At 51.2% G+C, this 26,128-nt stretch carries 25 protein-coding genes and 3 pseudogenes; 16 read left to right on the top strand and 12 right to left on the bottom strand.

What is annotated here, in order from left to right:
* Positions 1 to 387: 387 nt before the first annotated feature.
* Positions 388 to 2,727 (top strand): DUF4910 domain-containing protein, encoded by a 2,340-nt coding sequence (locus HPY52_15780; GenBank protein ID NPV81694.1) that lies wholly within the window; start codon positions 388 to 390, stop codon positions 2,725 to 2,727.
* A gap of 336 nt (positions 2,728 to 3,063) precedes the next feature.
* On the opposite strand, the pseudogene HPY52_15775 reads toward HPY52_15780, so the two are convergent.
* Positions 3,064 to 3,253: pseudogene (locus HPY52_15775) on the bottom strand (ATP-binding protein).
* Positions 3,254 to 3,336: 83 nt separating this feature from the next.
* Between HPY52_15775 and HPY52_15770 the strand changes: the two are divergent.
* The gene (locus HPY52_15770; protein ID NPV81693.1) at positions 3,337 to 3,522 is read left to right on the top strand and encodes a hypothetical protein; all 186 of its coding nucleotides are present in this window, start codon (positions 3,337 to 3,339) and stop codon (positions 3,520 to 3,522) included.
* An 88-nt stretch (positions 3,523 to 3,610) separates the two neighbouring features.
* Here the strand turns inward: HPY52_15770 and HPY52_15765 are convergent, their stop codons facing one another.
* The 6 genes and pseudogenes from HPY52_15765 to HPY52_15740 all read right to left on the bottom strand — a co-directional run bounded on the left by HPY52_15765 (position 3,611) and on the right by HPY52_15740 (position 7,299).
* Entirely contained in the window at positions 3,611 to 4,300 is a 690-nt protein-coding gene (locus HPY52_15765; GenBank protein ID NPV81692.1) for a hypothetical protein, read from the bottom strand.
* Between the two features lie 12 nt (positions 4,301 to 4,312).
* Positions 4,313 to 4,750: a DUF488 domain-containing protein gene (locus tag HPY52_15760; GenBank protein ID NPV81691.1), complete on the bottom strand. Its 438-nt coding sequence runs from the start codon at positions 4,748 to 4,750 to the stop codon at positions 4,313 to 4,315.
* Positions 4,690 to 5,094 carry a DUF488 domain-containing protein gene (locus HPY52_15755; GenBank protein NPV81690.1) on the bottom strand — a complete coding sequence of 135 codons (405 nt, stop codon included), beginning with the start codon at positions 5,092 to 5,094 and terminating at the stop codon, positions 4,690 to 4,692. The genes HPY52_15760 and HPY52_15755 overlap by 61 nt, the downstream gene beginning before the upstream one ends.
* A gap of 33 nt (positions 5,095 to 5,127) precedes the next feature.
* Positions 5,128 to 5,286: a DUF488 domain-containing protein gene (locus HPY52_15750; protein ID NPV81689.1), complete on the bottom strand. Its 159-nt coding sequence runs from the start codon at positions 5,284 to 5,286 to the stop codon at positions 5,128 to 5,130.
* A gap of 193 nt (positions 5,287 to 5,479) precedes the next feature.
* Entirely contained in the window at positions 5,480 to 6,421 is a 942-nt protein-coding gene (locus HPY52_15745; protein NPV81688.1) for a DNA adenine methylase, read from the bottom strand.
* 1 nt (position 6,422) lies between these two features.
* Positions 6,423 to 7,299, bottom strand: a pseudogene (locus HPY52_15740) (hypothetical protein).
* A gap of 330 nt (positions 7,300 to 7,629) precedes the next feature.
* On the opposite strand from HPY52_15740, the gene HPY52_15735 reads away from it, so the two are divergent.
* The 8 genes from HPY52_15735 (at position 7,630) to HPY52_15700 (ending at position 13,968) form a co-directional block, all read left to right on the top strand.
* Positions 7,630 to 7,857 carry a DUF1848 family protein gene (locus HPY52_15735; GenBank protein ID NPV81687.1) on the top strand — a complete coding sequence of 76 codons (228 nt, stop codon included), beginning with the start codon at positions 7,630 to 7,632 and terminating at the stop codon, positions 7,855 to 7,857.
* 514 nt (positions 7,858 to 8,371) lie between these two features.
* Positions 8,372 to 9,088, top strand: coding sequence for an HAD-IA family hydrolase (locus HPY52_15730; GenBank protein ID NPV81686.1), 717 nt, complete (start codon positions 8,372 to 8,374; stop codon positions 9,086 to 9,088).
* Positions 9,089 to 9,265: 177 nt separating this feature from the next.
* A complete protein-coding gene (locus HPY52_15725; GenBank protein ID NPV81685.1) occupies positions 9,266 to 10,033 on the top strand; it encodes a hypothetical protein in 768 nt (255 codons plus the stop codon).
* 459 nt (positions 10,034 to 10,492) lie between these two features.
* A complete protein-coding gene (locus HPY52_15720; GenBank protein NPV81684.1) occupies positions 10,493 to 11,632 on the top strand; it encodes a DUF362 domain-containing protein in 1,140 nt (379 codons plus the stop codon).
* 310 nt (positions 11,633 to 11,942) lie between these two features.
* Complete coding sequence (locus HPY52_15715; protein ID NPV81683.1) at positions 11,943 to 13,100, top strand: DUF1848 domain-containing protein; 1,158 nt, start codon at positions 11,943 to 11,945, stop codon at positions 13,098 to 13,100.
* Between the two features lie 197 nt (positions 13,101 to 13,297).
* A complete protein-coding gene (locus HPY52_15710) occupies positions 13,298 to 13,549 on the top strand; it encodes an AbrB/MazE/SpoVT family DNA-binding domain-containing protein (protein NPV81682.1) in 252 nt (83 codons plus the stop codon).
* Complete coding sequence (locus tag HPY52_15705; protein NPV81681.1) at positions 13,546 to 13,722, top strand: hypothetical protein; 177 nt, start codon at positions 13,546 to 13,548, stop codon at positions 13,720 to 13,722. Before HPY52_15710 ends, HPY52_15705 begins: the two co-directional genes overlap by 4 nt.
* 36 nt (positions 13,723 to 13,758) lie before the next feature.
* Positions 13,759 to 13,968 (top strand): hypothetical protein, encoded by a 210-nt coding sequence (locus HPY52_15700; GenBank protein ID NPV81680.1) that lies wholly within the window; start codon positions 13,759 to 13,761, stop codon positions 13,966 to 13,968.
* Between the two features lies 1 nt (position 13,969).
* On the opposite strand, the pseudogene HPY52_15695 reads toward HPY52_15700, so the two are convergent.
* A pseudogene (locus tag HPY52_15695) lies at positions 13,970 to 14,137 on the bottom strand (DNA adenine methylase).
* A gap of 438 nt (positions 14,138 to 14,575) precedes the next feature.
* On the opposite strand from HPY52_15695, the gene HPY52_15690 reads away from it, so the two are divergent.
* The 6 genes from HPY52_15690 (at position 14,576) to HPY52_15665 (ending at position 22,436) form a co-directional block, all read left to right on the top strand.
* Positions 14,576 to 16,033, top strand: a complete 1,458-nt coding sequence (locus HPY52_15690) for a hypothetical protein (protein ID NPV81679.1) — start codon at positions 14,576 to 14,578, stop codon at positions 16,031 to 16,033.
* Between the two features lie 71 nt (positions 16,034 to 16,104).
* Entirely contained in the window at positions 16,105 to 16,863 is a 759-nt protein-coding gene (locus tag HPY52_15685) for a DUF4194 domain-containing protein (protein NPV81678.1), read from the top strand.
* Positions 16,823 to 20,203 (top strand): hypothetical protein, encoded by a 3,381-nt coding sequence (locus HPY52_15680; GenBank protein ID NPV81677.1) that lies wholly within the window; start codon positions 16,823 to 16,825, stop codon positions 20,201 to 20,203. The genes HPY52_15685 and HPY52_15680 overlap by 41 nt, the downstream gene beginning before the upstream one ends.
* Positions 20,200 to 21,525, top strand: a complete 1,326-nt coding sequence (locus tag HPY52_15675) for a hypothetical protein (protein ID NPV81676.1) — start codon at positions 20,200 to 20,202, stop codon at positions 21,523 to 21,525. The genes HPY52_15680 and HPY52_15675 overlap by 4 nt, the downstream gene beginning before the upstream one ends.
* A 231-nt stretch (positions 21,526 to 21,756) precedes the next feature.
* Positions 21,757 to 22,050: a hypothetical protein gene (locus HPY52_15670; protein ID NPV81675.1), complete on the top strand. Its 294-nt coding sequence runs from the start codon at positions 21,757 to 21,759 to the stop codon at positions 22,048 to 22,050.
* Complete coding sequence (locus HPY52_15665; GenBank protein NPV81674.1) at positions 22,035 to 22,436, top strand: type II toxin-antitoxin system VapC family toxin; 402 nt, start codon at positions 22,035 to 22,037, stop codon at positions 22,434 to 22,436. The genes HPY52_15670 and HPY52_15665 overlap by 16 nt, the downstream gene beginning before the upstream one ends.
* Before the next feature lie 249 nt (positions 22,437 to 22,685).
* Here HPY52_15665 and HPY52_15660 read toward each other — a convergent pair whose 3' ends face one another.
* The 4 genes from HPY52_15660 to HPY52_15645 form a co-directional block, all read right to left on the bottom strand.
* Positions 22,686 to 23,102, bottom strand: coding sequence for a hypothetical protein (locus HPY52_15660; protein NPV81673.1), 417 nt, complete (start codon positions 23,100 to 23,102; stop codon positions 22,686 to 22,688).
* Between the two features lie 32 nt (positions 23,103 to 23,134).
* Positions 23,135 to 24,181, bottom strand: a complete 1,047-nt coding sequence (locus HPY52_15655) for an IS1634 family transposase (GenBank protein NPV81672.1) — start codon at positions 24,179 to 24,181, stop codon at positions 23,135 to 23,137.
* A 186-nt stretch (positions 24,182 to 24,367) separates the two neighbouring features.
* On the bottom strand, positions 24,368 to 25,660 hold the full coding sequence (locus tag HPY52_15650) for an acetylxylan esterase (protein ID NPV81671.1): 1,293 nt from the start codon (positions 25,658 to 25,660) through the stop codon (positions 24,368 to 24,370).
* Between the two features lie 233 nt (positions 25,661 to 25,893).
* Positions 25,894 to 26,121, bottom strand: coding sequence for a hypothetical protein (locus HPY52_15645; GenBank protein ID NPV81670.1), 228 nt, complete (start codon positions 26,119 to 26,121; stop codon positions 25,894 to 25,896).
* Positions 26,122 to 26,128 lie beyond the last annotated feature (7 nt).

Here is a 26,128-nt window from a genome sequence, read left to right as displayed (position 1 = left end):
CTTCTAAAATGACCTTCGGGTCCATGGCCATCCCTCCGGACTATCTTACTTCCGAAGGGATTCGCCATCAGGCCCTTCTAATCCCTCAAAATACCCGGCTGGGAATTATTACATGCGAAATATGGGTACTAACACTGTTCCCGGCGGATAGTGTTAGCCACTAACACTGTTCCTGGTGGATAGTGTTAATCACCAGCACTGTTTCCGCTGGATAGTGTTAACCACCAACACTGTTCTTGGCGCACAGTGCTGACCACCAACATTGTTCCTGGCAGATAGTATTAGCCAGCCACTAACACTGTTCCTGGCAGAAGGAGTCCGGGTAATCATGCTGAATGGTTACATAAGATACCCCACATCAGTAGTACCTTGAAGGGGATGGAATCCATGGCGTTTGATGAATCAGTCATTGAGGCTCTCGAAAAAGAGCTTTCGGGAAAAATCGCTCAACATTACACTCACGAGATCTCCCGGTTTCATAGAAGCAAAGGATCGGCCGAGTTTCACGAGGCCGCGGAATACATCCGGCGTCAACTCGAATATTTTGGGCTTGAATCCTGCGTAGTTGAACGTTACCCGATAGATGGTGAGAAAAAGTATATGACCTGGTGCCCGCCTGCCGCCTGGGACCCTAAAGATGCGCGGCTTACCATGATCAGTCCCCGGACGGAAGTACTGTGTGACTTCAAGGAAGAGCCGGTATGTCTGGTTTTTATGAGTTCTGCCACGCCGGGAGGCGGGATCAGCGCGGAGGTCGTGGACGTGGGTCAGGGGACGGATGAATCAGATTACGAGTACAGGGAACCGGTAAAGGGCAAGATAGTCCTGGCCAGCGGCCAGATATCCCGGGTTTACGACATGGCCATAAAGAAATATGGCGCAATAGGTATTCTCTCTGATTATATGAGGAGCGAGTGCCCGGAAATAGGTCGCACCAGGATAGACCTCCCGGACCTTGTTAACTATATGTCGCTCAGCATCCATCCTTGGGATCAGGGAAGGGGGAGCGCACGGAAAGATGAAGGACAGCGGGAAGGCGAACACGTACGGGGTGTATTTGCGTTTTCCCTGTCTGCCAGGAAGGCGGACCGCCTGAGACGCATACTTGCAAATGAGAAGGTCCAGGTCAAGGCTGAGATTTCTGTCAGTATGGGACAGGGGTACATGGATGTTGTGACAGGCATCCTCCCGGGAACCGATCCTGCAGGCCAGGAGACCCTTGTCATAGCGCATCTCTGCCACCCGAGGCCTGGGGCGAACGATAATGCCAGCGGCTGCGGACTCGGCATGGAGATTGCCAGGACCATCTCCACCCTTGTTGCGCATGAGGCCATCCCGAGGCCCAGGAGGTCCATAAGGTTTCTCTTCGTTCCAGAAATGTATGGCACCGTTGCTTACATTGATGCCCACCCTGAGTGGCCAAGGTCGGTTGTCGCGGGGGTCGATCTGGATATGGTGGGTGAGGATCAAAAATCAACTGGATCGAGTTTTATAGTGACTTCGACGCCGTGGAGCTGCCCTTCTGCTGTGAACGATATAGCCGCATATTATACGCATAGGTTCTTCAATAGGAAGATGGGCTTTGACCCGGCATCCCCAATCCCTATACGGCGCTACAGCATTTCCGGCTATGCCGGGGGTTCAGACCATTATATACTCGTTGACCCGACAGTGGGGATTCCGACGGTATTTCTCGGACACTGGCCGGACAGGTTCTATCATTCCAGCATGGATACCATAGACAAGACCGATCCCGAGGAGTTCAGGCTGGTGGGCCTGGTAGCTGCCTCATATATTCTTGATATAGCGAGCTTTGACAAGAACCGGGCGAAGTTTGCGCTATCCCTCGTAGAAGCGGGCGCGAGGGCAAGGCTGTGGTCGGTTGCGCAGGCGGCCATGGCGCACATGGCCGGGGGGCCGGTGATGGGTGCGCATACGCCGAGGTGGCAGATGACGGCCGAATGCAGCGACGGCAGGGGCGAAATCACAAGGTTGGACTTCCTCGTAGAATGCGAGGAGGCCGCCATGCGGTCGATCCTAGGTCTGGTATCTGGCAAGACGGGGAGTGTTGAGTCGATGTCCGGCGATGCGGCGCCTGCCAAGGTGGCACTTGGCGATGCGGTGTCTCGCAAGGCAGCTCCCGGCGAGACGGCGCCTGGCGAGGCAGCACTCAGCCATGCGACGATTAAGGCGGTTGCGCCTGGCGGGGAGGCAGCTGGCGCAGGGATGGCCAGGGTGAATGCATCTGAACTGGAATACGACATTGCCCGTGCCTGCGAGAGTTTTCGCCGCGAGGCCGAATATGTGAAGAGAAAGCTGAGATGGGCGGCAGGTTCGGATGCCAGAGGCGCCGGGGATGTATCCGCGCCATTGCCGGAGCAACAGTCCACAGGGCTCCAGACAGTTCCTGTAAGGGGGTTTCAGGCTCCTCTTGATATGGGAAGTTTCTTACGGCAAATCGGTCCTGAAAGGGCTGAATTCTATAGGACGAAAGACAAAGATGACTCCGCTTTTTCATCGAAGCTCTTCGAATTCGTCAACCTGATGGATTCAAAAAGGACTGTGTCGGAAATAGTCCGGCGCGTGTCGGCCGAGTTCGGCGAATTTAAAGAATCCGATGCCATCAGGTTCCTTGAAGATCTGGAGAGCCTTGGGCTGGCTTCATTGTTTCCACAGAGAAATTCGCGTCCTACAGCTGGATCAGACCAATCTTCTTTAGTTTTTTAGAGACCGTCGTTTCCCTGGAAAGATGTGCCGGGGCGATTACGCCCCAACAGTGGATAATGTTCTAGATGGAACTAATAATCGAGCGCTCGTTTCTGAACCGCCAAAAAAAACGAGCGCGCTCGTTTCTGCACGATTATTTTCATACTGGATAATCATCTGCCTCTGCTGTTCGGGCTCAAAACCCCGAATCCGGACATAGGCCGACTTTTGGCCAAGCCTGCGGTAAATGGCAGCCGAGAGATGATAGGTGCGTGCTCCGCGTTCGCCCCGCCGCTCTAGAAAGCCGCGTTCTACAAGACCCTCAACCACGCTGCGAGCTAGATCGATCGTATCACCGTGCCGGGGGCGGGCTCCAGTTATCGTCCCATCGTCTTCCACTCCAACAAGGAGCCATCCCTCATCGCCATGGTTTCGGTTTGCAAGACAGACCACCGCTTCTACCAGTTCCCCGTCGGGAAGGGGGTGTCTAGCCTCCCCTATTGAACTCTACCGTGATGGATTCCCCGGCAGCAATCAGTTCGCGCAACCGCTCACATACCTTAGTCCACCCCCTTTATCATTCTTATATTGCGTTTCGTCTTCCCCTCAAGAATAGCATGCCCGATTCCCATGGACGAGCGGAGGTTGCCTTTTAATGCGCCGGACATGCGGGCTATTGCGCAGAATGCTCTAATGGATGTCGAGCGATCATGCCCCCTTATGCTGCTTACACCTGCAGCGATAAGGGGGCGGCTCAAGAGGGTAGATCTATCTCTTCCCAGATGCCCTTATGCAAGTTACAGAGCGCGGATATAAAACCAGGCCTTCAAATCCAACCCGCTGAACAGGACAGGTCAAATCTAATTAGAATCGTCTGCGTCGGCCGAGTTTACTCGAATAAAGGTCACCAGAATCTCCTCCAGCTCTGCGGCAATACAATGATCGCGGCTACCAATTTATAACAATAGCCTTCAAATGGTTCACCTAGACTGATAGTGAGCAAGATCTTATCGTGAGGCTGTAAACCTATAGCAGTTGGCTGGTATAGACCTGTTGAGAGTACTCCTAACCGTTCTTCCCAAAAAGGATCTGTAATTGCAAGATTATAGCGCACCCTAGATAGTTCGAATATAGCTCGAGGTTGTTTCCTATTTCTCACATTCAAAGTAATGTATAGTTGTAGGTTTTTAGGCTCAACTAGCGCCAGGGACGATGGTGCAGGCGTGCTCGAGAAAGATGCCGCAGGAACGCGGTCGAATGTATTGCCTAATAGCTCAGGCCCATTCACGAGATTTGAACGCAGCAAGGGAATTATGCCCTTAGAGGCAGGACGCCTGACTAGACGCCATGAATTTGTAAGCCAATTCTCGGGCTGATGAGGTCTCGGGCATCGTGTCAGAAGGTTAAGCTTGACGATATCTAATACCCCTGTCCCTGATCCGTCATTCAGTCTATATTCGTGCGGCAAAAGTGCTCCGTCTAGACGATCCGAAACGGGGCGTACCCATCCCCTGCCATCAGTTCTCAACCCAGCCACACACCTACCATTCAGCTTTCGGGAGTTAGCCAGGCAGACGATTTCAGTGGCTTCCACGACATGACCCTCTTACAGGTGTCTGATTCCTATGCCTCCCCATTTTTTCTGAAGGTACTCAAGTACCAGCCGACGATGGCAATGGTCAGCGGACGCCTCACTGCAGAGAAGCACAGAAGGAACGTCAAAAAGGCTCCGAGGGATTCTTTCTTCAATTTTACGCTTTTCCATCAATGTCAGAAACTGCTGTTCGTATGTCTGCCAAGATCCTTTCCCTTTTTTATAGGAATCTAGGATCTCTTGAGAAGGGGCAAATAACGGCTCGTAGAGGTACTCGGCGTTACAAAGCTCACGAAGAAAAAAAGGAAGATCTTTGGCCTTCGCAAATCCTGCAAGCTGAGATATATTATTAAGGCGTACATCTATGAGTCGCTTGATTCCGATTTGTCTCAAGGTACCGAAGAAGGTTTCGGCTGACTTTTGTGAAAAACCGATCGTATAGACTTCCATTCATCTACCTCCTGTTCTGGAAAGAGCGACACTTGCATACCACCGTCTCTGCTATGCCTCCCATCAGCGAATGCCGTTTCCGTTTGAATCCTTCCATCCCCCCTGATATTCTTTACCTGTACACCATGTTCTCTTAGCACGCGCCCAACAAGAAGCCAGCGATGGCAGACTGTTGGGTCTTCCTCGCTACACATTATAGCTATTCGAGACTTTTCCAGCCCATCTTCAAGCTGTGAAATGCCTTGCGTAAAGGCGGGCGTTTTGGCTATCTGGGAATAAAGTACATGGCCGTCATCATCATAAAACTGAGATCCCTTTGGACGTCCACCTAATTCCTGACCCATAAACGAGTATTTGATTCCGGCTACAGTTAAGGCTCAGGGCAGGTTAGATGCATTGAATTGCGGCACATGCTTTGAATACGGATAGGACCGGACATCGACCACAATTTGTATCCCATGTTGTTTTAGAAGATTTATGAAGGTCTCAAGCGAGTGAGTTGAATGGCCAATAGTGAATACCTCTTTTTGCTGCATTAGGACACCCGCTTTCCAGTAATTTTCAATCATATTATACTGCACTAAATATAGCTAATGCTATAACCCATCTAGCCATCTAAACACTTTGTTTCGCAGGGTATGGGCCCGTTGGCTCGCTTGGCGTAGGCTGTCCCGCAACTAGGGTCTCGAGATGGATTCTTTAATCTGGATTCCCCCCGCTCCGCTTGAATTACTCCCGGTATTCAACTTCCGGCTCATGTACTGCGGGGAGACTGTCTAGCCACGATAGGTCCTTACCGATGATGAGTTCTTCCATCGTTGCATGATGAGTATTAATCATAGGGATCAGGCGCATCTGGAAACCATGAGTTCGAGCCATTTTCCTTACTTCTTCTGCATTATCATATGTCATCAGAAAATCGCCCTTTAATGACTCGCACAGTGTAAATAAGTGCTCATGGTCGAGGTCACAATATTTATACAATCGCCTGCCAGCTCTTTTCCCACCGGCGGTGTATGGAGGGTCTATGAAGTATATCACATCTGGATTGGCGGCAAACTCCAGCATGACCTTTAACCCATCGTCACAGCGGAAATCGATTCTGTCAGCGATGAGATTTAAGTTTAAGAGCCTCTTAGCAAGGGTTTCCGGATACCAACGGGAACGGATCCCCTTCCCATTTTCTCCATACTTGAGAAATCCTGAACCTTCGGCAAGTATCCCTCCATGCAATGCTCGGTTCTTGAGAATCGTTTGAAATGCTTTTTCTCTTTGGGTTCCAGGGATCTTCTTTATTTCTTGCATAACGGCTTCTTTCGTCAGGTTAAAAGAGAGGATTCGATTAGCCAGCCATTCTGCGTCTCCGTTTACGATAGATGCCCAGACTGCGGCAACCTCTTCGTCCAACTCTACCATAACCGCCCTTTGGACAAGATTCTCAAAGAGAGCGGTAAGGCTGATAATGCCTCCACCGGCGAAGGGCTCGACAAGGATACTGGGCTTTGGTTGAAGCCATGCCGCCCATTGTCTGAATGTGGGTACGAACCATGTCTTCCCTCCAGGGTAGCGGAATGGGCTTCGCTGTGGGACAGACGCTACATTTACAGGTTTCGGTATTCTCATTTCTTGAGATGACTCAGGAAATAACAACCCCTGTCTATAGATGCCCATATCAAAACGGCCTTTCAATCGTTTTATTCGCTGGCGGAACTTCGAGCTGTTCGTCAAGTTTTTCCTGTAGTAGTCTCATGAAATCCTCGATTCTTTCTGGCGATGGTGTAGTGATAGAACGAAGAGCAGGCTCAAACTCGGTAAAGATTTCGTCCACTTTTTTAAGACAGTATCTCTCTGATTCTTGGCCTTCTCCTTTGGACAATACCAACTCGTAAATGAACCACGCAATATCTGCATCGGATTTCGGCACTCTTTTCAAGCTGGGTAGAGCAGCGAAGAAGCTCTTGTTCAATGCTACGGCGATTTTCTTTTTCCAACAATGAAGGATCCCACCCTTGAAAAGAAGCTGGGGAGCAAGTCGTTTGCGAGAAGACGAAAGGTAATCAGGCCTTGGATAGTCTGGACCCTTAGGCCATTCCATCAGTTCTCGGCCTTGAGGGTCCTTCATAAAGTATTCAAATGGGTCGCGGACATTCCCAGAAATATACACTGCCTGGATCTCGAGAGCGCCAAAATCATATATCCTCATATGCAACAAGCACAACATCAATATTCCCGGCAGATTTACCGTGTAGATCATTTAAGCGAACCTCTGTAAGAGAACTCCATTTTGCGCCCTTACCAAAGAAGAAATCCGTCGCATCGTCGGCTATAATCCAATTTTCTCGGAAGCGAATCGGACAAGTGATAACCGGATGATTCTCATGATAAATTGAGCAAACGCCGAGCGGATTCTTCGCCTTAACTTTCGTACAATTCGGCACCTTGTTGTTGAAAGGGCAAAGACGATGCGATCGATATCTTTCAGCCCTCTTTGAATGGTCGGTTATCAAGTGACCGAAGACCTCTGCCAGCGGTTGCCCTAGACCAGCCATGGATGTCATCCTTTCCCATATTATGGCTGCCAATCATACAGATCCTATATAATTCTGCAACGGATCCGGATTAACCTTATTTTACCATGGTAAAGGCATGCACGTCAACGGCGTCGTAGGCATGATTCTCATATGGGATCATAGTATTTGTGTCGCGGAAGCACATAGTGCCCGCGTTTCGCTATTAGGTTGGCATTACTCGGGCGCGGCTGTCCCTATATGGCTTGTAAGGAGAGGGAACGGAAAGAAAATAAGCTCGGATTACGGCATTGCTTCGACAGTCTTTTCCTCCGCCTGTTATAATCAAAGGAGAGGGGACGGGTGGCTACAATGATCATCAGCGCCAGCAGATGCACTGACATTCCCAAATTCTACCCGGAGTGGTTTATGAACCGGATCAGGGCTGGCTACTGTACATTCCCGAACCCGTTCAATAAAAAGCAGGTTATCGAGGTGTCTTTGCGGCCGGAGGATGTGGATGTGATTGTGTTCTGGAGCAAGGACCCGAAACCTTTTTGCCCTGTCTACATGAGCCGGACAGCAAGGGCCTGTTCCTGAGGCGATTCGGAGAGCATGCCATTAATAAGACCCCATAGCTGCAGATGGCCAACGCCAAAGTTGCAACCATGCGCGCACTCCAGGGGATAAAGATCGGTTGTCACAATCTCCCGCGCAGTTGCAACCTTGCGTGCGCCGCAGGCTCGCTCCTTGTGCATATTCTCCACAACGGGCTCAACTTCTGAATTTGGGCTTGCTTATCTATATGTTCCCTGTAGAGAATGCCAATTGGAGTGAATCTCACCAGGAATTTGCAGTCAGATGTTGAATATAACCACAGAAATCGCACGGGTCGGATTTGAATGTAGGGCTCCTTTACCCACTATTGAAAGGATGGCTGGAGGCATGGCCTCATGGAGGGGACGGTTTCACGTGTATCAGAAATACGAGCCGAAGATGTGACTGCTGCATCATTTCATGAAATGGAATCGCAGGGGTGCGCAAAGGGATAGAATTGCAGGACTGATGCAAAGGGATGGTATTTCAGGATTGGCACAAAGGGGAGGATGATGAGATGGTGATGCAAAGCCACCCCACCATTATATGGGATTTTGATGGCACTCTCGCACACCGTCCTGGCATGTGGAGCAGTGCGCTCTTGCAGGTTCTTGATGACAATGAGCCAGGTCACCAAGTCGAGATTGCTCAGATACGCCACCATCTGCAGCGGGGCTTCCCTTGGCACCAACCTGATGTGCCACATCCGGAGCTTTCATCCCCTGGCGCCTGGTGGGCAGCTGTTGAGGCCATCTTTGCTCAGACATACCATGCGGTCGGGTTGAGCTGGCAACGCGCTGTTGAACTATCACGTCTGGTACGCAAAAGGATAGTCGATCCATGTGGTTACTGCCTTTATGAAGATTCCCTTGGGGTTCTTGAGTATCTCGCAGATCGCGGATGGAGCCATATTATTCTCTCCAACCACATCCCTGAATTAGAGCAAATTGTCTCAGGCATTGGACTGGATCATCTGGTCACAAAATGCCTTTCCTCTGCTGCAATCGGATATGAAAAGCCACATCCCAGATCATTTCTTATCGCTCTCGAGGCCGCTCGAAATCCGGCCAGAGCTTGGATGGTTGGCGATAATCCTATAGCCGACATTGCCGGGGCAGAGTCTGTTGGGATTCCAGCAATTCTTGTCCGCAGACCTCGAACGGATGGAATTCGGTATCATGCGATTGATCTCTGGGAGGCCGCCAGGATAATCGAGTCTCGGTTAAATGAATGAAGGGGTGCCGCGCCAGATTTCAACGGGGAGTTGGTATAAATATGCAAAACCGGGCAGATCGATATTGATCGATATGTGAAAGCCAGGCATCAGCGAAATCAGAAACGCTGTCGTTTGCCATTATCCATTATGATGTCAATTACCAACATAATCCCTGGCGAACATCCGTGGCGGACGATGCTAGACGGCAGTGCTGTTCTAACCACTGGCACTATTCTCCGCGAGGATGCCAGCACTGGTGAGTCCCGTCAATTTCAGGGAGGTTATATCAGGGAGATAGGGGGAAATATAATGAGAGATGTCATCCAAGAAGCTCTCGCTAAAGGCTTGCTAGATGGCTTTGGGGAAGATGACTATCATTTGGGCACCATGCTGCGAGGCATCGCGTTCCTTCGCAAGGGGGCGCTTGCCCCAGGGACCAATGATCTGGCTGGGATCCCCAAATGGCGGCATCAAGAGATAAGACTGGTGAAGGAATTGGTCCCGCCCGATATTCTACTCAATGCTTTCGCAGAGGAATACCATCATTCCTTCCATCGACCTTATGGCGGGAAGCATGTTCCGCAAGGATTTATGTGGGGAGTGCTTCTTGGCGAACAGATGATAGAGGTTTACGACTATTATGAAAATGTAAAGGGATTCTATGCTCGTGTGGTCGGAACCAGATATGATGACCGGCCGGAAAATCTCAAAACTCTCCATGTGGGCGATGAAGTCTACCTCCTGCGTGAAAAAGAAAACTCAAATGATCCCAATGCTATCCGTGTTGTCACCATTGAAGGCAAGGATCTTGGTTATCTCAGACGGACGTTGGCGGAGATGCTGGCCCCACGGATAGATAAGGGGCTTCATATCAGCGCTCATGTTAGTTTCATTATGGATTGTAGTCTTGGTATAGATTGCCCGGATCATTGGCTCTATTTGCGGCTGAGATTACAGCCATAGCTTAAGGAGATTGTGGGTCAGGAGTCCAGTCGGGGCATGACGGTAGCATCCGAATGCCGATTCGTGGCAACCCACTTGGAAATAGCAATAGCCTAAAGCGGAAGCGAATACCGACGGTATATCTGAGAATATATCGAGCGCCATCATGGAAATGAAGAGCCAGTTTGATGGCATTTTGGCGGCGACAAGATCCTTGTCTTAAGCTTTAGCCGGGTATTGGCACGCGCCGTCGGTGAAAGGGTCAACTAGCCCAGCTCCAGCGCCCCAGGCCTATTCTCTAATCATTTCAGAGTGTCGGGTAAGGCAAAAGTTGGGCTAAATCAGGAGGAATGATCGCGATGTCAATGTCGCTATTGACGCCGCTCTCTCCGTGAGCACAAGAACCAACAGGCGCCGGAATGTCTGGTAATATATCTATTGGTATTCCATAACATTTAACGTAAGGTAGGATTTCAAATTATGGGAAAAACTCGGGTTGCTCTGATAAGGTGTGATTCATATTCCGGCGAAAAGGTCGTAGAATCGATCAAAGCAGCGATTGATCTCCTCGGAGGCGCGCAGGCTTTTATTCCAGAGGATAGGACAGTCTTGATCAAGCCTAATATGCTTTCTCCTTATGCACCGTCGCGGGCGGTCACGACCCATCCTGAGGTTGTGGCCGCTACAGCTGGACTCTTCAAGCAAGCGGGCGCCGACGTAATAGTTGGGGATAGCCCGGGACGGGGCGATACCCTGAGCGTGGCCGAAAAATGTGGAATAGCCTCGGCCTGCAGTTCGCTGGGCATTCCGATCGTACCCTTTGAGGATGGGGTTTCGGTCAAGCATCCCGCCGGCCATATCTGCAAGGAATTCATTCTGGCGCGTCCGGTTTTGGAAGCAGGTTCACTTATCAATGTGGCGAAGATGAAGACTCATGGGTTCATGACATACACCGGGGCGGTCAAAAATCTCTTCGGGTGCATTTCTGGCCTGCAGAAGATGAAGATGCATTTGAGGTACAACGATCCTGACGCCTTTTCTCAAATGCTGCTGGATCTTCTAACCCTGATCAAGCCGCGGCTTTCATTGGTGGATGCAGTGATAGCCATGGATGGAGATGGGCCTTCTCATGGCCGAATAAGGCCGGTAGGCGCAATTCTCGCGTCAGACGACGCCGTCGCCATTGATGCAGTATCTCTCCGCCTTGTTAATTGCGATCCGGTGCAGGTGCCATATCTGAGGGTCGCCAGGGATTTAGGGATAGGGAACACAAAACCTGAAGAAATCGAAATTATTGGGGATAGTCCCGAGAACTTTCATATTACCGATTTTGAGATTCCGCCGGCGACACGTGCAACCTCCGGGATTTTCAAAATGATCAAAGGAATCAGGGGCTATTTCACCGCGCATCCGAGGGTTGATCCGTCTATATGCGTTGGGTGCAGGGCATGCGCTGCATCATGCCCACCTCAGGCTATAAAAATGTCGACAGATGCGAAAGCCATCATAGACGACAAAACCTGCATCCGGTGCTTTTGTTGCCATGAGATGTGCCCTGAAGGCGCTATTTCGCTATCTCGAGGGTTCCTTGCCAGACTTGCAGAGCGGGTGCTCAAATAATAGTACCCGTATTTTCCAGTTGAACCGGTTGCTTGTACAAACCAAACGGTGAAGCCGGAAATGCGATTCCATCATGCGATCCTTGAGTCGCCATTATTGGTTTACTCTTCGGAAAGTAATAGTTGTCGAGATTATTGGCACTTATGGATAGAGAGAGAACAAAGACAACAGGTATTTAGAATGAGTGATTGCTTTGATCACCTCTTGCTTCGTCGGATATAGCCAAAATGGTTCATGATTACTTATGTTGTAATAGCATCATAGAAAAATGGCTAACATGTCCAATTGACTTTGAAGTAGGTGAGCATATTTGATTATCAGTGCAAGCAGACGCACCGATATCCCTAAATTTTACCCGGAATGGTTTATGAACCGGATTAGGGCAGGCTACTGCACATTCCCGAACCCCTTCAATAGAAAGCAGATTGTGGAGGTCTCTTTGCGGCCAGAAGATGTGGATGTGATCGTATTCTGGAGCAAAGACCCGAAACCTCTCATACCTTATCTGGATGAACTTGACGGCATGGGCCTGCGCTACTATTTTCAGTTCACGGTGAATGGTTACCCCAAGTTGATAGAGCCTGGCGTGCCGCAGCTCGAAGAAATCTTACGTACCTTTGAACAGCTTTCGGAGAGGATATCGCCCGAAAGGGTGATTTGGCGCTACGATCCGGTACTTTGGGGAAATGTCGACGGCCAGGCTTGTCATGAAGTCCAGGATCATGGAGCCTGCGGTCAAGGGGCCCGTGGTCATGGAGCTTGCGATCACGGTGCCTTCAGTTATGGAGTCCGGGGTTATGGAACCTGCGATCATGGGGTCCACGACCATGGAACCCCTCGTCATGAAAGTCCTTACTACCGATCTTTTCATCATGGAATCCGGCAGTACCATGAAAGACGCTTTCGAGAGATCGCGAAGGCACTGCGGGGTAAGACCAGGCGTGTTGTTGTGAGCTTGGTAGATGATTATCATGGGGCCGGTGTCCGGCTTGCGCGGCTTGCCAAACAAGGCATATACTTCGAACCCTGTACTCCGGAAAATCCTGATGTAGCAAGTCTGCTCTCGACTATGGCCAATGTGGCCGAAGACTCCGGGATGGAAATCGTGAGTTGTGCGGAAGAATATGACCTCCTTCCTTTTGGGATCAAACCTGGGAAATGCATTGATGATGAATACATTGAAAGGGTCTTTGGCATCAGGGTAACGAATAAAAAGGACCCTCATCAGCGGGCCGCTTGCGGTTGCGTTCAAAGTAAGGACATAGGAGTCTATGGGACATGCCGTCATGGCTGTGTTTACTGCTACGCTACGGGAGTAGACGCATTCAAGGGGGCAGCTGGGGCATCCAAAGCAGAAGGTCATGATGTTAATTCTCCGTCGCTGGTGGGATGGTATGAGAGTAGCACACTTCATCCCAGTCTTTTCCAAGATGAGATACCCAATCATAGGCCCCGTGGCAATAGTTGAATGGTTTTGGCCTTCGCCTTTCACCTCACTATTATGCATTCAATCCCATCAATAGCGCTGATACAAAGTCATGAGGTATTACCATATTTTCTGACAATGTTTCATGACAATGGGTAAAGACTGGTCATCATTCGCCATTCATGACCAAATCGGTTATCCTATAATTGCTATTTGTATAACTAAGGGTGAGGGTGCAAATGAATCATAATCCAGATGTTCGAAGGGTGTCAGAGAAGGGATGGGTCGTCATCCCTCAGGAATTGCGGAAAAAGTATGGCCTGAGAAGAGGCATTCCAGTATGTTTTGTGGATTATGGCGGCGTATTGAGTATTATTCAGGTCCCAGAAGATCCTGTCAAGCAAGGATTCGGGATGTTCAAGGGACATCGCTTCACTGAACGGCTCCTGGAGGAGAGGAAAAGGGATAGAGATAAGGAGAACAGGGTATGACCCATGAGGGTAGCTCCCAATATGTTCCAGATAGCCATGCGATCTTGGCGTGGCTGCAAGGCGAGACCGGCGGCGAAGTTGTCACCAGCCTACTGGAACGGGCGAGACATGGGGAAGTCAAGCTATCAATGTCCGTAATCAATCTGGGTGAGATTCTCTACATTATCGAGTGAGAGGAATCTATCCAGGCAGCCCAAGCGGCTCTTTCGATGATTGACAGCCTGCCGATTGAGCAGGTGGATGTCTCGCGTGGGGTGACTCTACGGGCGGCGCATTATAAGGCGGGGTATCGAATGTCTTATGCCGACTGCTTTGGGCTGGCTCTCGCCGCACAGCAGCAGGCCGTACTGGTGACGGGCGATCCGGAATATGGGCTCCGAGATGGACCTTTTGATCTGGACTCCTCCGGCTCCGCTTGAATTACTCCCGGTATTCAACTTCAGGCTCATGCACTGCTGGGAGTCTGTCTAGCCACGATAGGTCCTTACCAATGACGAGTTCTTCCATCGTTGCATGGTGGGTATTGGTCATAGGGATCAGGCGCATCTGGAAGCCATGACTTCGAGCCATTCTCCTTACTTCCTCATTTTACCATGGTAATGGCATGCGCGTCAACGGCGTCGTAGGTATGACAAGGAGACTCTTCATGGTATGCTGTTTTTAACCCGCCCATGATCCTCGTCCCGTAAAGACCGACAACAGGTACCACGGGGCGATAGCAAATTGCAATTGCCCGGCCGTGATATCGAATATTGTATTATGCTATAATACCTATAGCGCCTGTAGGCCGAGTCGATCTAACCCGCCGGCGGCCCAGAAGCGCCGGCGGCCCAAAAACGCCGACGGCATGGAGTTTCTGGATGCTCGAAGTCTCCGATAGCGCGAGATCCCCGATGGCTCGAGGGCTCCGACGGCGCGGAATTTCTGACGCCGTAAGATTCTCGCTGGCTCGGAGTCTCCAACGGCGCGACATTTCCGGCAATACAAAATTCCCAGCGGTGCAAAACGCCATTCAGGACGGTGCCCATGGCAAAGTTATTTGACATTGTCCCGGACAAGTTTTTCAGTATCCTTGCGAGCCCGCTCAAGGCCTTATATGCAGAGGCCATTTTTGCTGTTTATCAGCAATACCTTCTCATTAACTTCGGTCTACCGCGCGAAGTCGTCATCGATTGCCTGGTGGAAGTGATCGAGGAGGAAATGGCCAGTAGCTCAGACGCTTCCCTGACCCGGGCCCTGGATGACGAGATATGGGAGAGCTCCATGCTTACGGCCGCTAATATTAGGGATAGAGCCAGTTTCATACTGCGCAAGCTCGAAGATTGCGGATGGGTTACCATAGAGACCTATAGCAACTATGAGCAATATGTCAATCTTACTGACTATGCCATCAAGATCATTGACACATTGGACAAGATCAAGCGCAGCTATCAGGCAGAGTACCAGGGCTACGTGTACGCAACTTATACCTTGCTCTATTCTGAGGAAGCCGGGAAACAGGGACATATTGCCCTCGAAAAGGCGTATGAGCAAACCGAGCAGCTGATCAATGGGCTAAAGTCGCTGAACCATAACATCAAGCGCTACATCGAACTCGTGCTCAAGGAAAAGAAGCCTCAAGAGATTCTCAAGATTCACTTTGATGAGTATAAACAAGAGATTTTGGATCGCTCATACCACCGCCTCAAGACTTCAGACAATGTTTCCAAATATCGGCCGCGGATCATCAGTAAGATCAGCGAATGGTATGAGAATGACCTGTGGGTCGCTGAAATAGCGGCGGCGGATGTCAGGCGCGGCCGGTTCAAGACCCTTGATGAAGCCAAGCAGGATGCTTATCGGCGCTTGGATTTCATTCGCCAGAGCTATCTCAACATGGACAGCCTTCTCGAAGAAATCGACAGGCGCAATGCGCAGTATGCGAATTCTTCATTTATGCAGATAAAATACATCCTCAATAGCAGCAAGGATACGGAAGGCCAGCTACTGGAGATATTAAAATACCTGGCAGGATTGCTAAAGGAATCTTTATATGGAAAAGATAGCATTGTGCCGGCTCAAATAAGAGAGCTTTTCAGCCTCTATGAACAGAATTTCATTGATATAGACTCTCTCTATACGGCGAGGGAGATTAGCAGAATCCACAACCCGGAGGATCTGGTGAGCCTTGCGGAGCTGGATCCAGAAGAGCGCGCGCAGGCGATCGCCGAGGTCAGAAGAAGGCTCGCAAGCAATATGACACGTGAACACATAAATCAATTTGTCTTGCAGCAACTCGGTGAAAGAGAGAGTGCGCGCGCGTCCCAGTTCCCTCTCAAGACGATAGAAGATCTTATCCGTATGATCTATATCGCGGCATATAGCCATTCCAGGATGGTAGATTATACTGCGGAATTCGACGGGCAACGTTTTACTGTCGCGGGCGACGACGGTCGCTTTGAGCTCAGGGATTTCTTGATCAAAAAAAGGGCGGGGGCTTCCTGACTAAGAGGAAGACAGGGATTTCCCGATCAAAAGGTTAGCAAGAGATCCCTGATCAAGGGAAAGGCAGGCCAATGATGGATTGGGTCATTGAATACGAGGCTTTAACCGCGGGGCAGCGCGAAGATTTTAGGAGAATAGTGAACAAGCTCCTCGCGCAGACCTACATTACCAAGAGAAAAGAAGACCAGCGGCGCGATTACTATTTCATCGAGCGACATGAATCCATGATTCGTGGATACTTGGGGATGTCCGGGTGGGATCTGATAGGGGACAAGGGGCTCGGAGTCTACCAGGCTGTGAATCGGGACGGGTTCAACAGGCTGCAACTCAGACTCCAGGAGAGCATAATCTTGCTCCTGGTCCGCCTTTGCTATGAGGAAAAGCGGCGCGAGCTTACGCTCGCCGAAAATGTGGTGATCAGGGTGCGGGAGATTCAGGAGAAATATGCCGCCCTTCAAATACGGGACAAACCCATAGATAAGAAAGGGCTCCGGGATGCGATCTCACTTATGAAGAGGTTCAACCTGGTGGAGGTTCTCGATCGAAATTCTGTTGATCCTGACTGCCGGCTGGTCCTTTTGCCCTCGATCTTGCTTGCCGTGCGGGTGGACGACATACGCCAGGTCTATGAGAAGCTGGCTTCTTATCGCCAGGCCGGGAGCGAGGCTGGCGAGGGTGACGCCGACGAGATCAATACTGCCGGGAGCGAGGCCGCTGAGGGCGAGGCTGCCGAGAGTGACGCCAGCGATGGCGGAGCTGCTGAGGGCGACGCTATGGAGGCTATTCAAGTTGAAGCCGATGCCGAAGTCGCAGCGACAAGGGGGGCGTGATTTCGTGAAGGAATTGACCAAGATCAGGCTCATCAACTGGCATTATTTCAGTAACGAGGAGCTCAATATCAAGGGGAGCGTCCTTATCACCGGTGATAACGGCACTGGGAAATCCACGATCCTAGATGCCATACAGTATGTCCTCGTGGCGGACCTCCGCCAGGTACGATTCAATGTGTCAGCCCATGAAGAAACCAGGCGCGACCTTCTCGGCTACCTCCGCTGCAAGACCGGCGTCGCCACCGAAAACGGTGAAAAGTCCCTACGGCAGGGGGACATCACCTCATATATCGCTCTTGAATTCTGCGACCATTCCAAGGACGAATATTTCATCATCGGCGCAGTGATGGATTCATATGCCGATGGGATGACTTACAAGACCAACTTCTTCAAGATCGAGAGGCAAAGGATAACCGATGACCTCTTCCTCGTAGGCAAGCGCCCGCGCAACATTCGCGAGTTCAAGATTCACATGAAGGGCTATGACGCGATTGTCTATCCTTCTGTCGAGCAATATAGAGAAGACCTCCTTATGAAATTGGGTTCTCTCGGGGAGCGCTTTTTCACCCTTTTCGTGAAAGCTATTTCATTCAAGCCGATTACTGATATCCGCCAATTCGTCTATTCATACGTTTTGGATGAAAAGCGCGTGAATATAGACGTCATGCGCGAGAATTTCGAGCGGTATAAGGAGTATAGCGACCTTGTCGAACAGACAAAGGCGAAGATCGCCGCGCTCGAGGGAATCCGCGCCAAGTATGAAGATATCGGCCAGGAATATGAGCGCGCTCTCACTCAGGACTATCTGATCTGTCGGGCAACGCTGGAGCAGGAGGAGGAACGGCTCCTGGAGCTTGCGAATGAGGAATCCCAGAAGAATGCCGCCCTTGACCAGGTGCTGGCCGCGCTGAATGAGGCGCGACAGGATGAGGATTCCCTGGACCAGCGATACATCGCCTGCCGCGACCTCCTTGCGGCGAACGCCACTTACCAGCGCATACGGGAGCTCCAGGCAGAGATTGGCCGGCTCAATCAGGAGAAGAGCAGTCTTGAGGCCCGAATAATTGATCTGAAACGGCTTGCTGCGGAGGAGTCCAAGGAGATCCTGGCCCTTACCGAGGCGGCTCCTCCAGAATCCCTGGAAGAAGGCCGGAAGAGCCTGGATGATTTCCGCCGCCTCCTTGATGCAATCCAGCATGAGGATGTGAGGGTAAAGGATTGCGCCCCGACGGTCGAGATGGCCAGGGAATTATTCGCCAATCTCAATTTCAGGTGGAGCAAGGAGCTGTGGGAGCGCCAGAACGAATTGCAATCTCTTGACCAGCAGGCCCGCACGCTGGAGAAGGAGCTCGAAAGCCTGCGCGCTCACAAGCTCGTATATGACAAGAGAATAACGGACCTCCGGGATCTTATCTCTGAAAGGGCCTGGGAAGACCTGCAGGCGGATGTGAAGCCGGCCGTTCTATGCGAGCTGCTGGAAGTGCCCAATGAAAAATGGCAGGACGCGGTTGAAGGCTTCCTCAATACGCAGAGGTTCGACCTCATAGTGCCGCCAAAGTATTTTGATTTTGCCCTTTCAATATATGAAAAGTACAAGCGGGCCAGAAATATCTTCGGCGTAGGATTGGTTAACACAGGCAAGGTGCTGGAGGGTGGATACCGCGCTGAGCCGAATTCACTGGCCACAGAGGTCAAAACCAACGATCCTTACGCCAGAGCTTATATCAACCAGCTGCTGGGCCACGTGATCAAGTGTGAGAATGAACAGGAGCTGAAACGCTATCGCCAGGCCATCACGCCGACATGCATGACATACCGCAACAATGTGGCGCGGCAGATTCCTTTCCACGTCTATGAAACGCCATTTATAGGCCAGAGAGCTTATGCCCGCCAGATTGCGCGCAAGGAGGCGCAGCTTCGGGAAATAGACTTATCCCGCGAATCCTTGAAGGTGGAATGCGCGCGCAGAAAGAGGCTCGTGGATCTCACCGCCGGCAAGGATGAGCGATTTTACCGAATACGTGAAAACCTAAGCGTGTTTGAGGATTTGGAGGACCTCGATCGCCAGCTCGCCTCTCTCAAAAGGGAACTGGATTCGATCGATGTTTCCGATGTGAAGCGCATCGAGGAGGAAATGGCGCAAATCAAGGCCGAGCTAGATCGCGCGCGGGAACGCATTCGCAGCCTGAGCAGGCAGGAGGGGCAACTCACCTCGGAGATCAAGACCTGCCAGGAACGCCAGGTTGAAGCAAAGCTGGCGCGGGAGCAGAAAGCAGCTGACCTGGAATCATTCCTGGCCCGGCACCCGGGGCGGGAAGAGGCATGGGAAGACCGGTACAGGCGCGAGAGAGCCAGTAAGCCGGCAGCGCAGATCATCACCAACTTCACCGCAAGCCGCAAGGGTCTGGAGACGATGATCGCGAAGAAACGGGAGGAGCTCACCCTTCTCCAGATGAATTACAACAGTGCCTATCACTTCGGCGGGCTTACGGACCCGGACAACATCAGCGAATATGAAGCAGAGCGCAAGAAGCTCATTGAGAGCGAGCTACCTGAATACGAGGAAAAGATCAATGTGGCCAAGAAAGAGGCCGAGGAGGAATTCAAGGAGCATTTTGTATACCGGCTCAAAGAGAATATTGAAACCGCCCAGATGGAATTCAACCTCCTGAATGACGCCTTGAAGGAAGTAGAATTTGGTGGCGATCATTATCATTTCATGGCCACACCGGCAGCCGAATACAAGAAATTCTACGACATGATAATGGATGTCCACCTGGTGGAAGGCTCGCTCTTTGATGAAGCGTTCCAGTCGAGACACAAGGAGGCCATCGATACCTTCTTTGAACGCATTCTCACCGAATCAGAGGAAGAGCTGAATGAGAGTCTTGATCTTTTTACAGACTACAGGACATTCCTGGACTACGACATACGGATCACGAATTCCGCTGGCGAAATATCATATTTCTCGAGGGTCTGCCGGGAAAAGTCAGGTGGAGAGACTCAGACCCCGTATTATGTAGCCATTGTGGCATCTTTCCTGCAGCTCTATCGTGCACGCACCAGCGAGCAAACAATCAGGTTGATGATGTTCGACGAGGCATTCAACCGTATGGATAGCGACAGGATCGAAAACAGCCTGAAGTTCATTTCCTCGCTGGGCCTTCAGTGCATAATCGCGGCCCCTACTGAAAAATGCGAATATATCACGCCGCATGTGACTACCACATTACTTGTGATGCGCAATGGCAACTGCAGCTGGGTTGAGGATTACAAACGGCTTAAAGACTACGAACATGAGCAACTTGAGGGCGGAGAACAGCTTAAGGATGCTGTGTGATCTCAAGGATGGATTACCTGCGTTTTATTCTAAACGCGCTCCTCGATAAATACGAACGGAGCGCCCATTATCGTGGCGACAGCCTGGTTAAGAGGCGGGTTTCATTTCCCGTGCGACCTGACACTCTGCCTGCGTACTTTGATGATTCCACCGCACGGTTCAAGAAAGAAATCAATCAAGGAGCGGAGATGCTGGAGCGGCGGGGAATCATCTGCATCAGGTGGGTAAAGCACGAGCGTGGTAACCTAATTGACAGGATAGACCTTGCGCTTGATCATGTGCAGGCGGCATACGAGTTTGCTGGGAGGACGCCCAAGTCTGATCATGTGACCCGATCGATCGAGGTGATTCGAACTTACCGGGATAGGGTAGAATCTGAAGGATGGCTTTCGCAATTCTTTGATTATGCTCTCCAGCGGCTTTCGGCGCGGGAAAGCGTGGCTCGATATTTCGATATAACGGACCATAATGAGACGGAGAATATCCTCCGCGCGCTTGTGGCGCTATCAGCCCTTGATGAAGAGACGACCAAGAGAGTGTTCAGCGCGCGGGTGCTTGGTGATAGCAAGGCGTTTGAAAGAATCGAAGGGCGAATTAGGGCGATTTTGAGGGATTTTCATCCCATGGGGGGTGATCCCGGTGAGATACTGGCAGAACTCGGCCTGGTAGACACTTTTCAATATGTGTACCTGAGCGGTGAAATAACGGTCCAGATTGACCTGGAACCTTCTGATTATAGGAAGTCAGATAAAGTCCAAATCGGACGCCAATCATGTGGGCGACCGGTAGACCTCGGATGCTTCGTGCCAGATGTCGGTCTCCCTACTCCAATGATAGAGCATCTCCAGATAACCAGCCTTGAAGCGGATTATGTGATAACAATAGAAAACCTCACCAGCTATCATGAATTCCTGAGGGCCAATCCAGGCTATCGTGATGCTTCGGGCCGGAAATACCTTGCGATCTACCTTGGAGGCTATCACAACCGGCCCCGAAGGGAGCTGCTCCGGCGCATCTATTGTTATACTCAGGACAACCCTATGCCGGGCGCTACCTGTGATTTCTACCATTGGGGCGACATCGACTATGGTGGGTTCTCGATATTTGTGCATCTCCGGAGGAGCCTCGGAATCGAGATCAAGCCTTACATGATGGATCTGGACACTTTGATCCGATATGAGAAATTCGCAAAACCCTTGTCGAAAGGCTATGCCGCCCGCCTCCGGCGGCTGTTAGACGACCCCGAGTTTGAATGCTTTTACCCTGTGATAGAGCATATGCTGAAGAAAGGTATAAGGCTGGAACAGGAAGCATTGATCTAGTACTACTCTGTCACAGATGAAAACAGCGGCAGCACATTCTTGGGGTGGTCTGTCATGCCACCCAGAGCGGCACCATCGAGAGATGGAGATGGGAGTGTTTGCCTTTTTCAAAATAGATTATACCATGAGATGGGAATGCAAGACAAGTCAGGTGGCGGAAATCTTAGAATATGGTAATTGTTTGATATATCATGATATGATATACTTAATGAGACATAGGAGATGAGTGAAATGTCCAAGAGTATCTCAAGAGAAACCAAGATGATACATATCCGTATGCCTGTGAGCCTCATCAGGAGAATCGATGCTTATGCTATAAGGCGTAAGGAATCGAAAACACAGCTCATTGTTGATGCCGTATCTGATTATTTGCGCCGAGAATCTGCGCTGGAGAATTTTAGGAAGCTGAAGGGAGTTCTTAAACCAGAGGATGCTCCAGAGTGGGCATCATATAAAACAGGAGCGGAATGGGTGGAAAGGCTGAGGGCCAAGGAGCGTGACAATTCCGAATGGCCTATCTTGTAGATACCTGCGTTCTCATCGACTATCTTCTTGATAGACTCCCAGCTCGATCCGGAGACTGGTTCGAGGGACTTATCGGAGGCGGCTGGATTTGCACGAGCGTGGTTGTATATCATGAGCTCTGGACGGGAGCTACAACTCTAAAGGCACAACAATCAGTAAAGGAATTACTTGCGGAATGGGATATCATCCCCGTTGATCTGGCGATAGCCTGTCAGGCCGCAGAGATACGGCGAATGTGGCGTGGTAAAGGCATGACATTGAGCATGGCAGATGCTCTGATTGGGGCTACGGCGCAGTTATATGGCCTCAAGCTTATCACAAGAAATATCAAAGATTTTCCTGAGGTGCCCACAGTGGATCCATTTCACCTTGAGACCATTCTTTAGTTCCTCTGGCGGAGTTGCGAGTTGCTCGTCAAGTCTTTCCTGGAGAAGTCTCATGAAATCCTCAATTTTCTCTGAGTCCCCTCCATCGATGCTCGGCCTTGAGGGCCCTTCCTTCATGTTCCAAGGCCCATTTCAGGGTTAAGATCTTGCGAGGAAATGCCGATAATTTAGCTCATCTTCTACAGTTGGTTCCGCGCGGTGCCCGTGTGGTGGGCGGTTGCGTGTACACGGAAAGGCCTTGGCACCACATTACATCGCCTGGACGGGCCAGGGCACTGCGACCCCCACGGCCTGGAACACCTTACCGCAGACCCCTTGAAGGGGCAAGCGCAGGCGGTAGCGACGACCGTCCTGCTCCACCTCGACTTCCTGCAGGGCCGCAAGATCCCGCACGATGTCTGCCCACTCGGCCTTCTCTCCACGAGATGCAAGAGAGCTCATGAGCTCGTGCCTTAAGAGCAGCGCAAGGAAGCCCGAAAAGATGTGACCCCTGATCGTGTCGTCATACTTGTGGAACACCGGCCTTGTCTCCAGCAGGCTCTTCGCTGCCCGGAAGAACGCCTCTACCATCCAAAGCTCCTTGTACCTCAGTGCGACCTCATCGGCTGGTAACGTAGTGTTGGTCCTGAGCACGAGCTTCCCGTCAAAGCGCTCCTCCTCGGCCACCTTATCCTTGTCTATGCTGATGGCCTTGCCATCTATCTTGAGAAACCGGCGGTCCCACGGTTCTTCACCAGCGCCTTGGGGTCCCTCTTAAGCTCCTCCTCCAAGGCTTCAAGAATGGCCTGTCTATCTGCCCTGTCCTTGGCTGCCTCCTCGGGGTTGTAGCACAGCACGTAACGTCTATCACCAACCCAGACTTCCTTCACCTTGAGGTTGTCATCGACGTCGCGATACCGGCCAGCCCGCGAGAGAACCTCTTCCCCCACCTCTTTGACTGCACGCATCCGGACCCCCAGGATATACTCCATCTGCCGCTCTTCAAGCCCCTCGATGATATCCTTGCTGCACATCCCCCGGTCTGCCACCCAGCACACCCTCTTGAGTCCGAATCGGGCCCTGGCCCTGTCTACCATCGGCAAGAGGGCAGTCACGTCCACCTGGTTGCCCGGGGCAACGTCGCAGCTTATCGGCCTCCCTGTCTGGGTCAGGAGCGCTCCGACAACCACCTGATTGTGGTCGCCTCTGCGGTCCTTGGAGTGCCCGAGCTGACCGAGCGTCTCCCCACCCCTGCCCTCGAAGTAGATGCTGGTGGTGTCAAAGAAAACCAGCGAAAGCTCAGTGAACAGATCCCGGTGAGAAGAGAACAAGCCGTCTTCAATCCGGTCCTTGACCTCTCCCAGCCAGCGCATCGCACGGTACAGATGGTGTAACTGTATCCCTTCCGCCCCAGCCACGGACACTCCAGTCATCCAGCGCACCCCCTGGCGGTCAGAACCTGCTTCGAACAGACGGTGCAGCACCGTGACAAAGATCGCCCTCTCCACGTCGAACTCGAACTTGCGCCCTTCCAATAAACCCCCTATGATGGCCGGGAGCTTGAGCCGATCCCACAGCCTGCCGAAGATGAGCTCCGGTCCTATGCTCCATGCCCCCAATGCCCTGAGCTCCCCCCTTAAGTGGGCCTCCTGGATCTTAACCTGGGTACAGAAGCGCGAGAGGGAACGCATGAGTGTATCTATGTCCCCATCAGCCTGAAGGCGATCAAAGGGATGGCCCGAGTTGTAATAGGGATTCTCGAGCATATTCCTGGCAGGGATTATACACGGGAATCATGAATCTGCCGGTTATTTTTGGCTGAGACTGTTGAATTCCTCCAATTAGTGGCAACATAAAGGGATAGATCTCTACGAAATGGCGAGATAAGATGTAGGTGGTGCCAGTTCTTGAGCAGAACCAACAGCCTCTTGGCAATTACTTAGTTAGCGATTTCAGGCTTTATTCCCTCTTGATCTTGAGAAGTGCATATCTGCAAATTCCATATACCTCTCCCAATCGTACTCGGTCAGGCCGTGCCCTCCAGAACGTATATGGTAGCCCATAGTGCCCATGACAGGAGTATTGAGTGCAGGCATGTCCTCAGTAGGAAGTCCGTCCGTTCCAAACAGTCTGTAGACAGGAGTTGCCGCCTTTGCAGAAAGAAACTCTCCGCATGGGTCACACCACAAGTCCTCATCCGCACTGGCAACATACACTGGGCGTGGAGCAATCAAAGCTATGAGCATATGCTGGTCAACCGGAAGTTCATCCTCGCAATCATTATAGCGCTTGAAGTTCTCACAGAACCAGTGAGGAAATGCAGTATTAATGAGTCTTATTGTCTCACCAAATCGCCTACGACTTATGGCGGCTCCGCCACAGCCGGAATTATTAGAAATGACAATGGCAAACCGCCCGTCCTGAGCACCAGCCCAGAGCGCTGTCTTTCCTAATCGCGAATGGCCTAAGACGACAACACGATGACGATCAATTCCTTCATCTGTCTCAAGGTAGTCCATAGCCCGGCTCAACCCCCACGCCCAGGCCCCAATAGCCCCCCAGGCATCCGGTGGACGCTTCTTCCCGAATAGTCCATCAAATATCCTATGTACTCCGTTCTGAAAACCATCATGGAAGTCAGGATCGATCTCGCCGTAGTAAGCTGTTGCTAGTCCATAACCGTGAGCAAGGATTCTTTCCACTGGGAACGCCGGTGCATCTATCCCACGCGTCTCCTCGGTAGCATGATGGTCACCTTCCCGGACCCAACTGGTGGTGATTCTTATGGCAGGATCGGGATGGACGGTATGATTACCACGAAAGTTCAGGAGAAGAAAAAGAGGGACAGGGCGTACAATATCATTCGGCAGATAAATAAGCAAATCCATGTGAGGACCATCTGGTTGACCAACAAAGTAAATACGAACTTGTTTGCGCGTTGCTCTTCCACCAAGCGAATCATGATCTAAGTCAAAAACCTCAAAAGACATCCCTTCAGGTCGACCAACAGGCGCTCGCCCATATATATGAGTACGAAATAGCTCGAGGATTTCTATACGCCTCCTGTACCAAACCTCTGGTGTAGTGACTCTTACACCATCAGAAAGTATCAAAGGATCGGGAAGGATATAATGTGGCACCTTTTCCTCATCATAAAGGACATGCGGTTGCCTTTTACCAAGAGTCCTTACAAGTAATGGGTCAGCCTTCCAACCCGATTGAGTGGAAAATCGCCGCGTAGACATTCTTCAGCCCCTTTCGGTTATCTGATGCCCTACATAGAACCGCATATATGGTCTCCCCGTGTAATATCTCACCCCAAAACCCTAATAATGGTAAGGAGCTACCCCTATGCTTAGGTGCAGCCCCGCTGGTTTCAAGCAGGGGATTTACCTTCTTGCTTACCTATTTCTTAATCTACCATTGTATGGGATCCGCAGCCAACCACCAGGACGTATCGTCTCCCGAGAAACACCTTTCAGAGAAGTTTCTTACATATCCGGTATGCACTGGCGAGAATTTGATCCTCTCCGCGATCCCCGCCCTGCCGGATCGGGCCGACAGTATGAATCACATACCGGGCTTTGAGCATTCCTCCTGTTGTTATAACCGCCCCCCCGGGCAGGCAAGGCCCCTTCTCCCGGCGGATCCTTTTGCATTCCTCAAGGATCTGCGGCCCACCAGCTCTATGTATCGCCCCATCCACCCCGCCC

The sequence above is a fragment of the Bacillota bacterium genome, assembly GCA_013178415.1.
Classification (GTDB): Bacteria; Bacillota; SHA-98; order Ch115; family Ch115; genus Ch115.
This window is presented reverse-complemented; position numbering and strand designations above follow the sequence as displayed.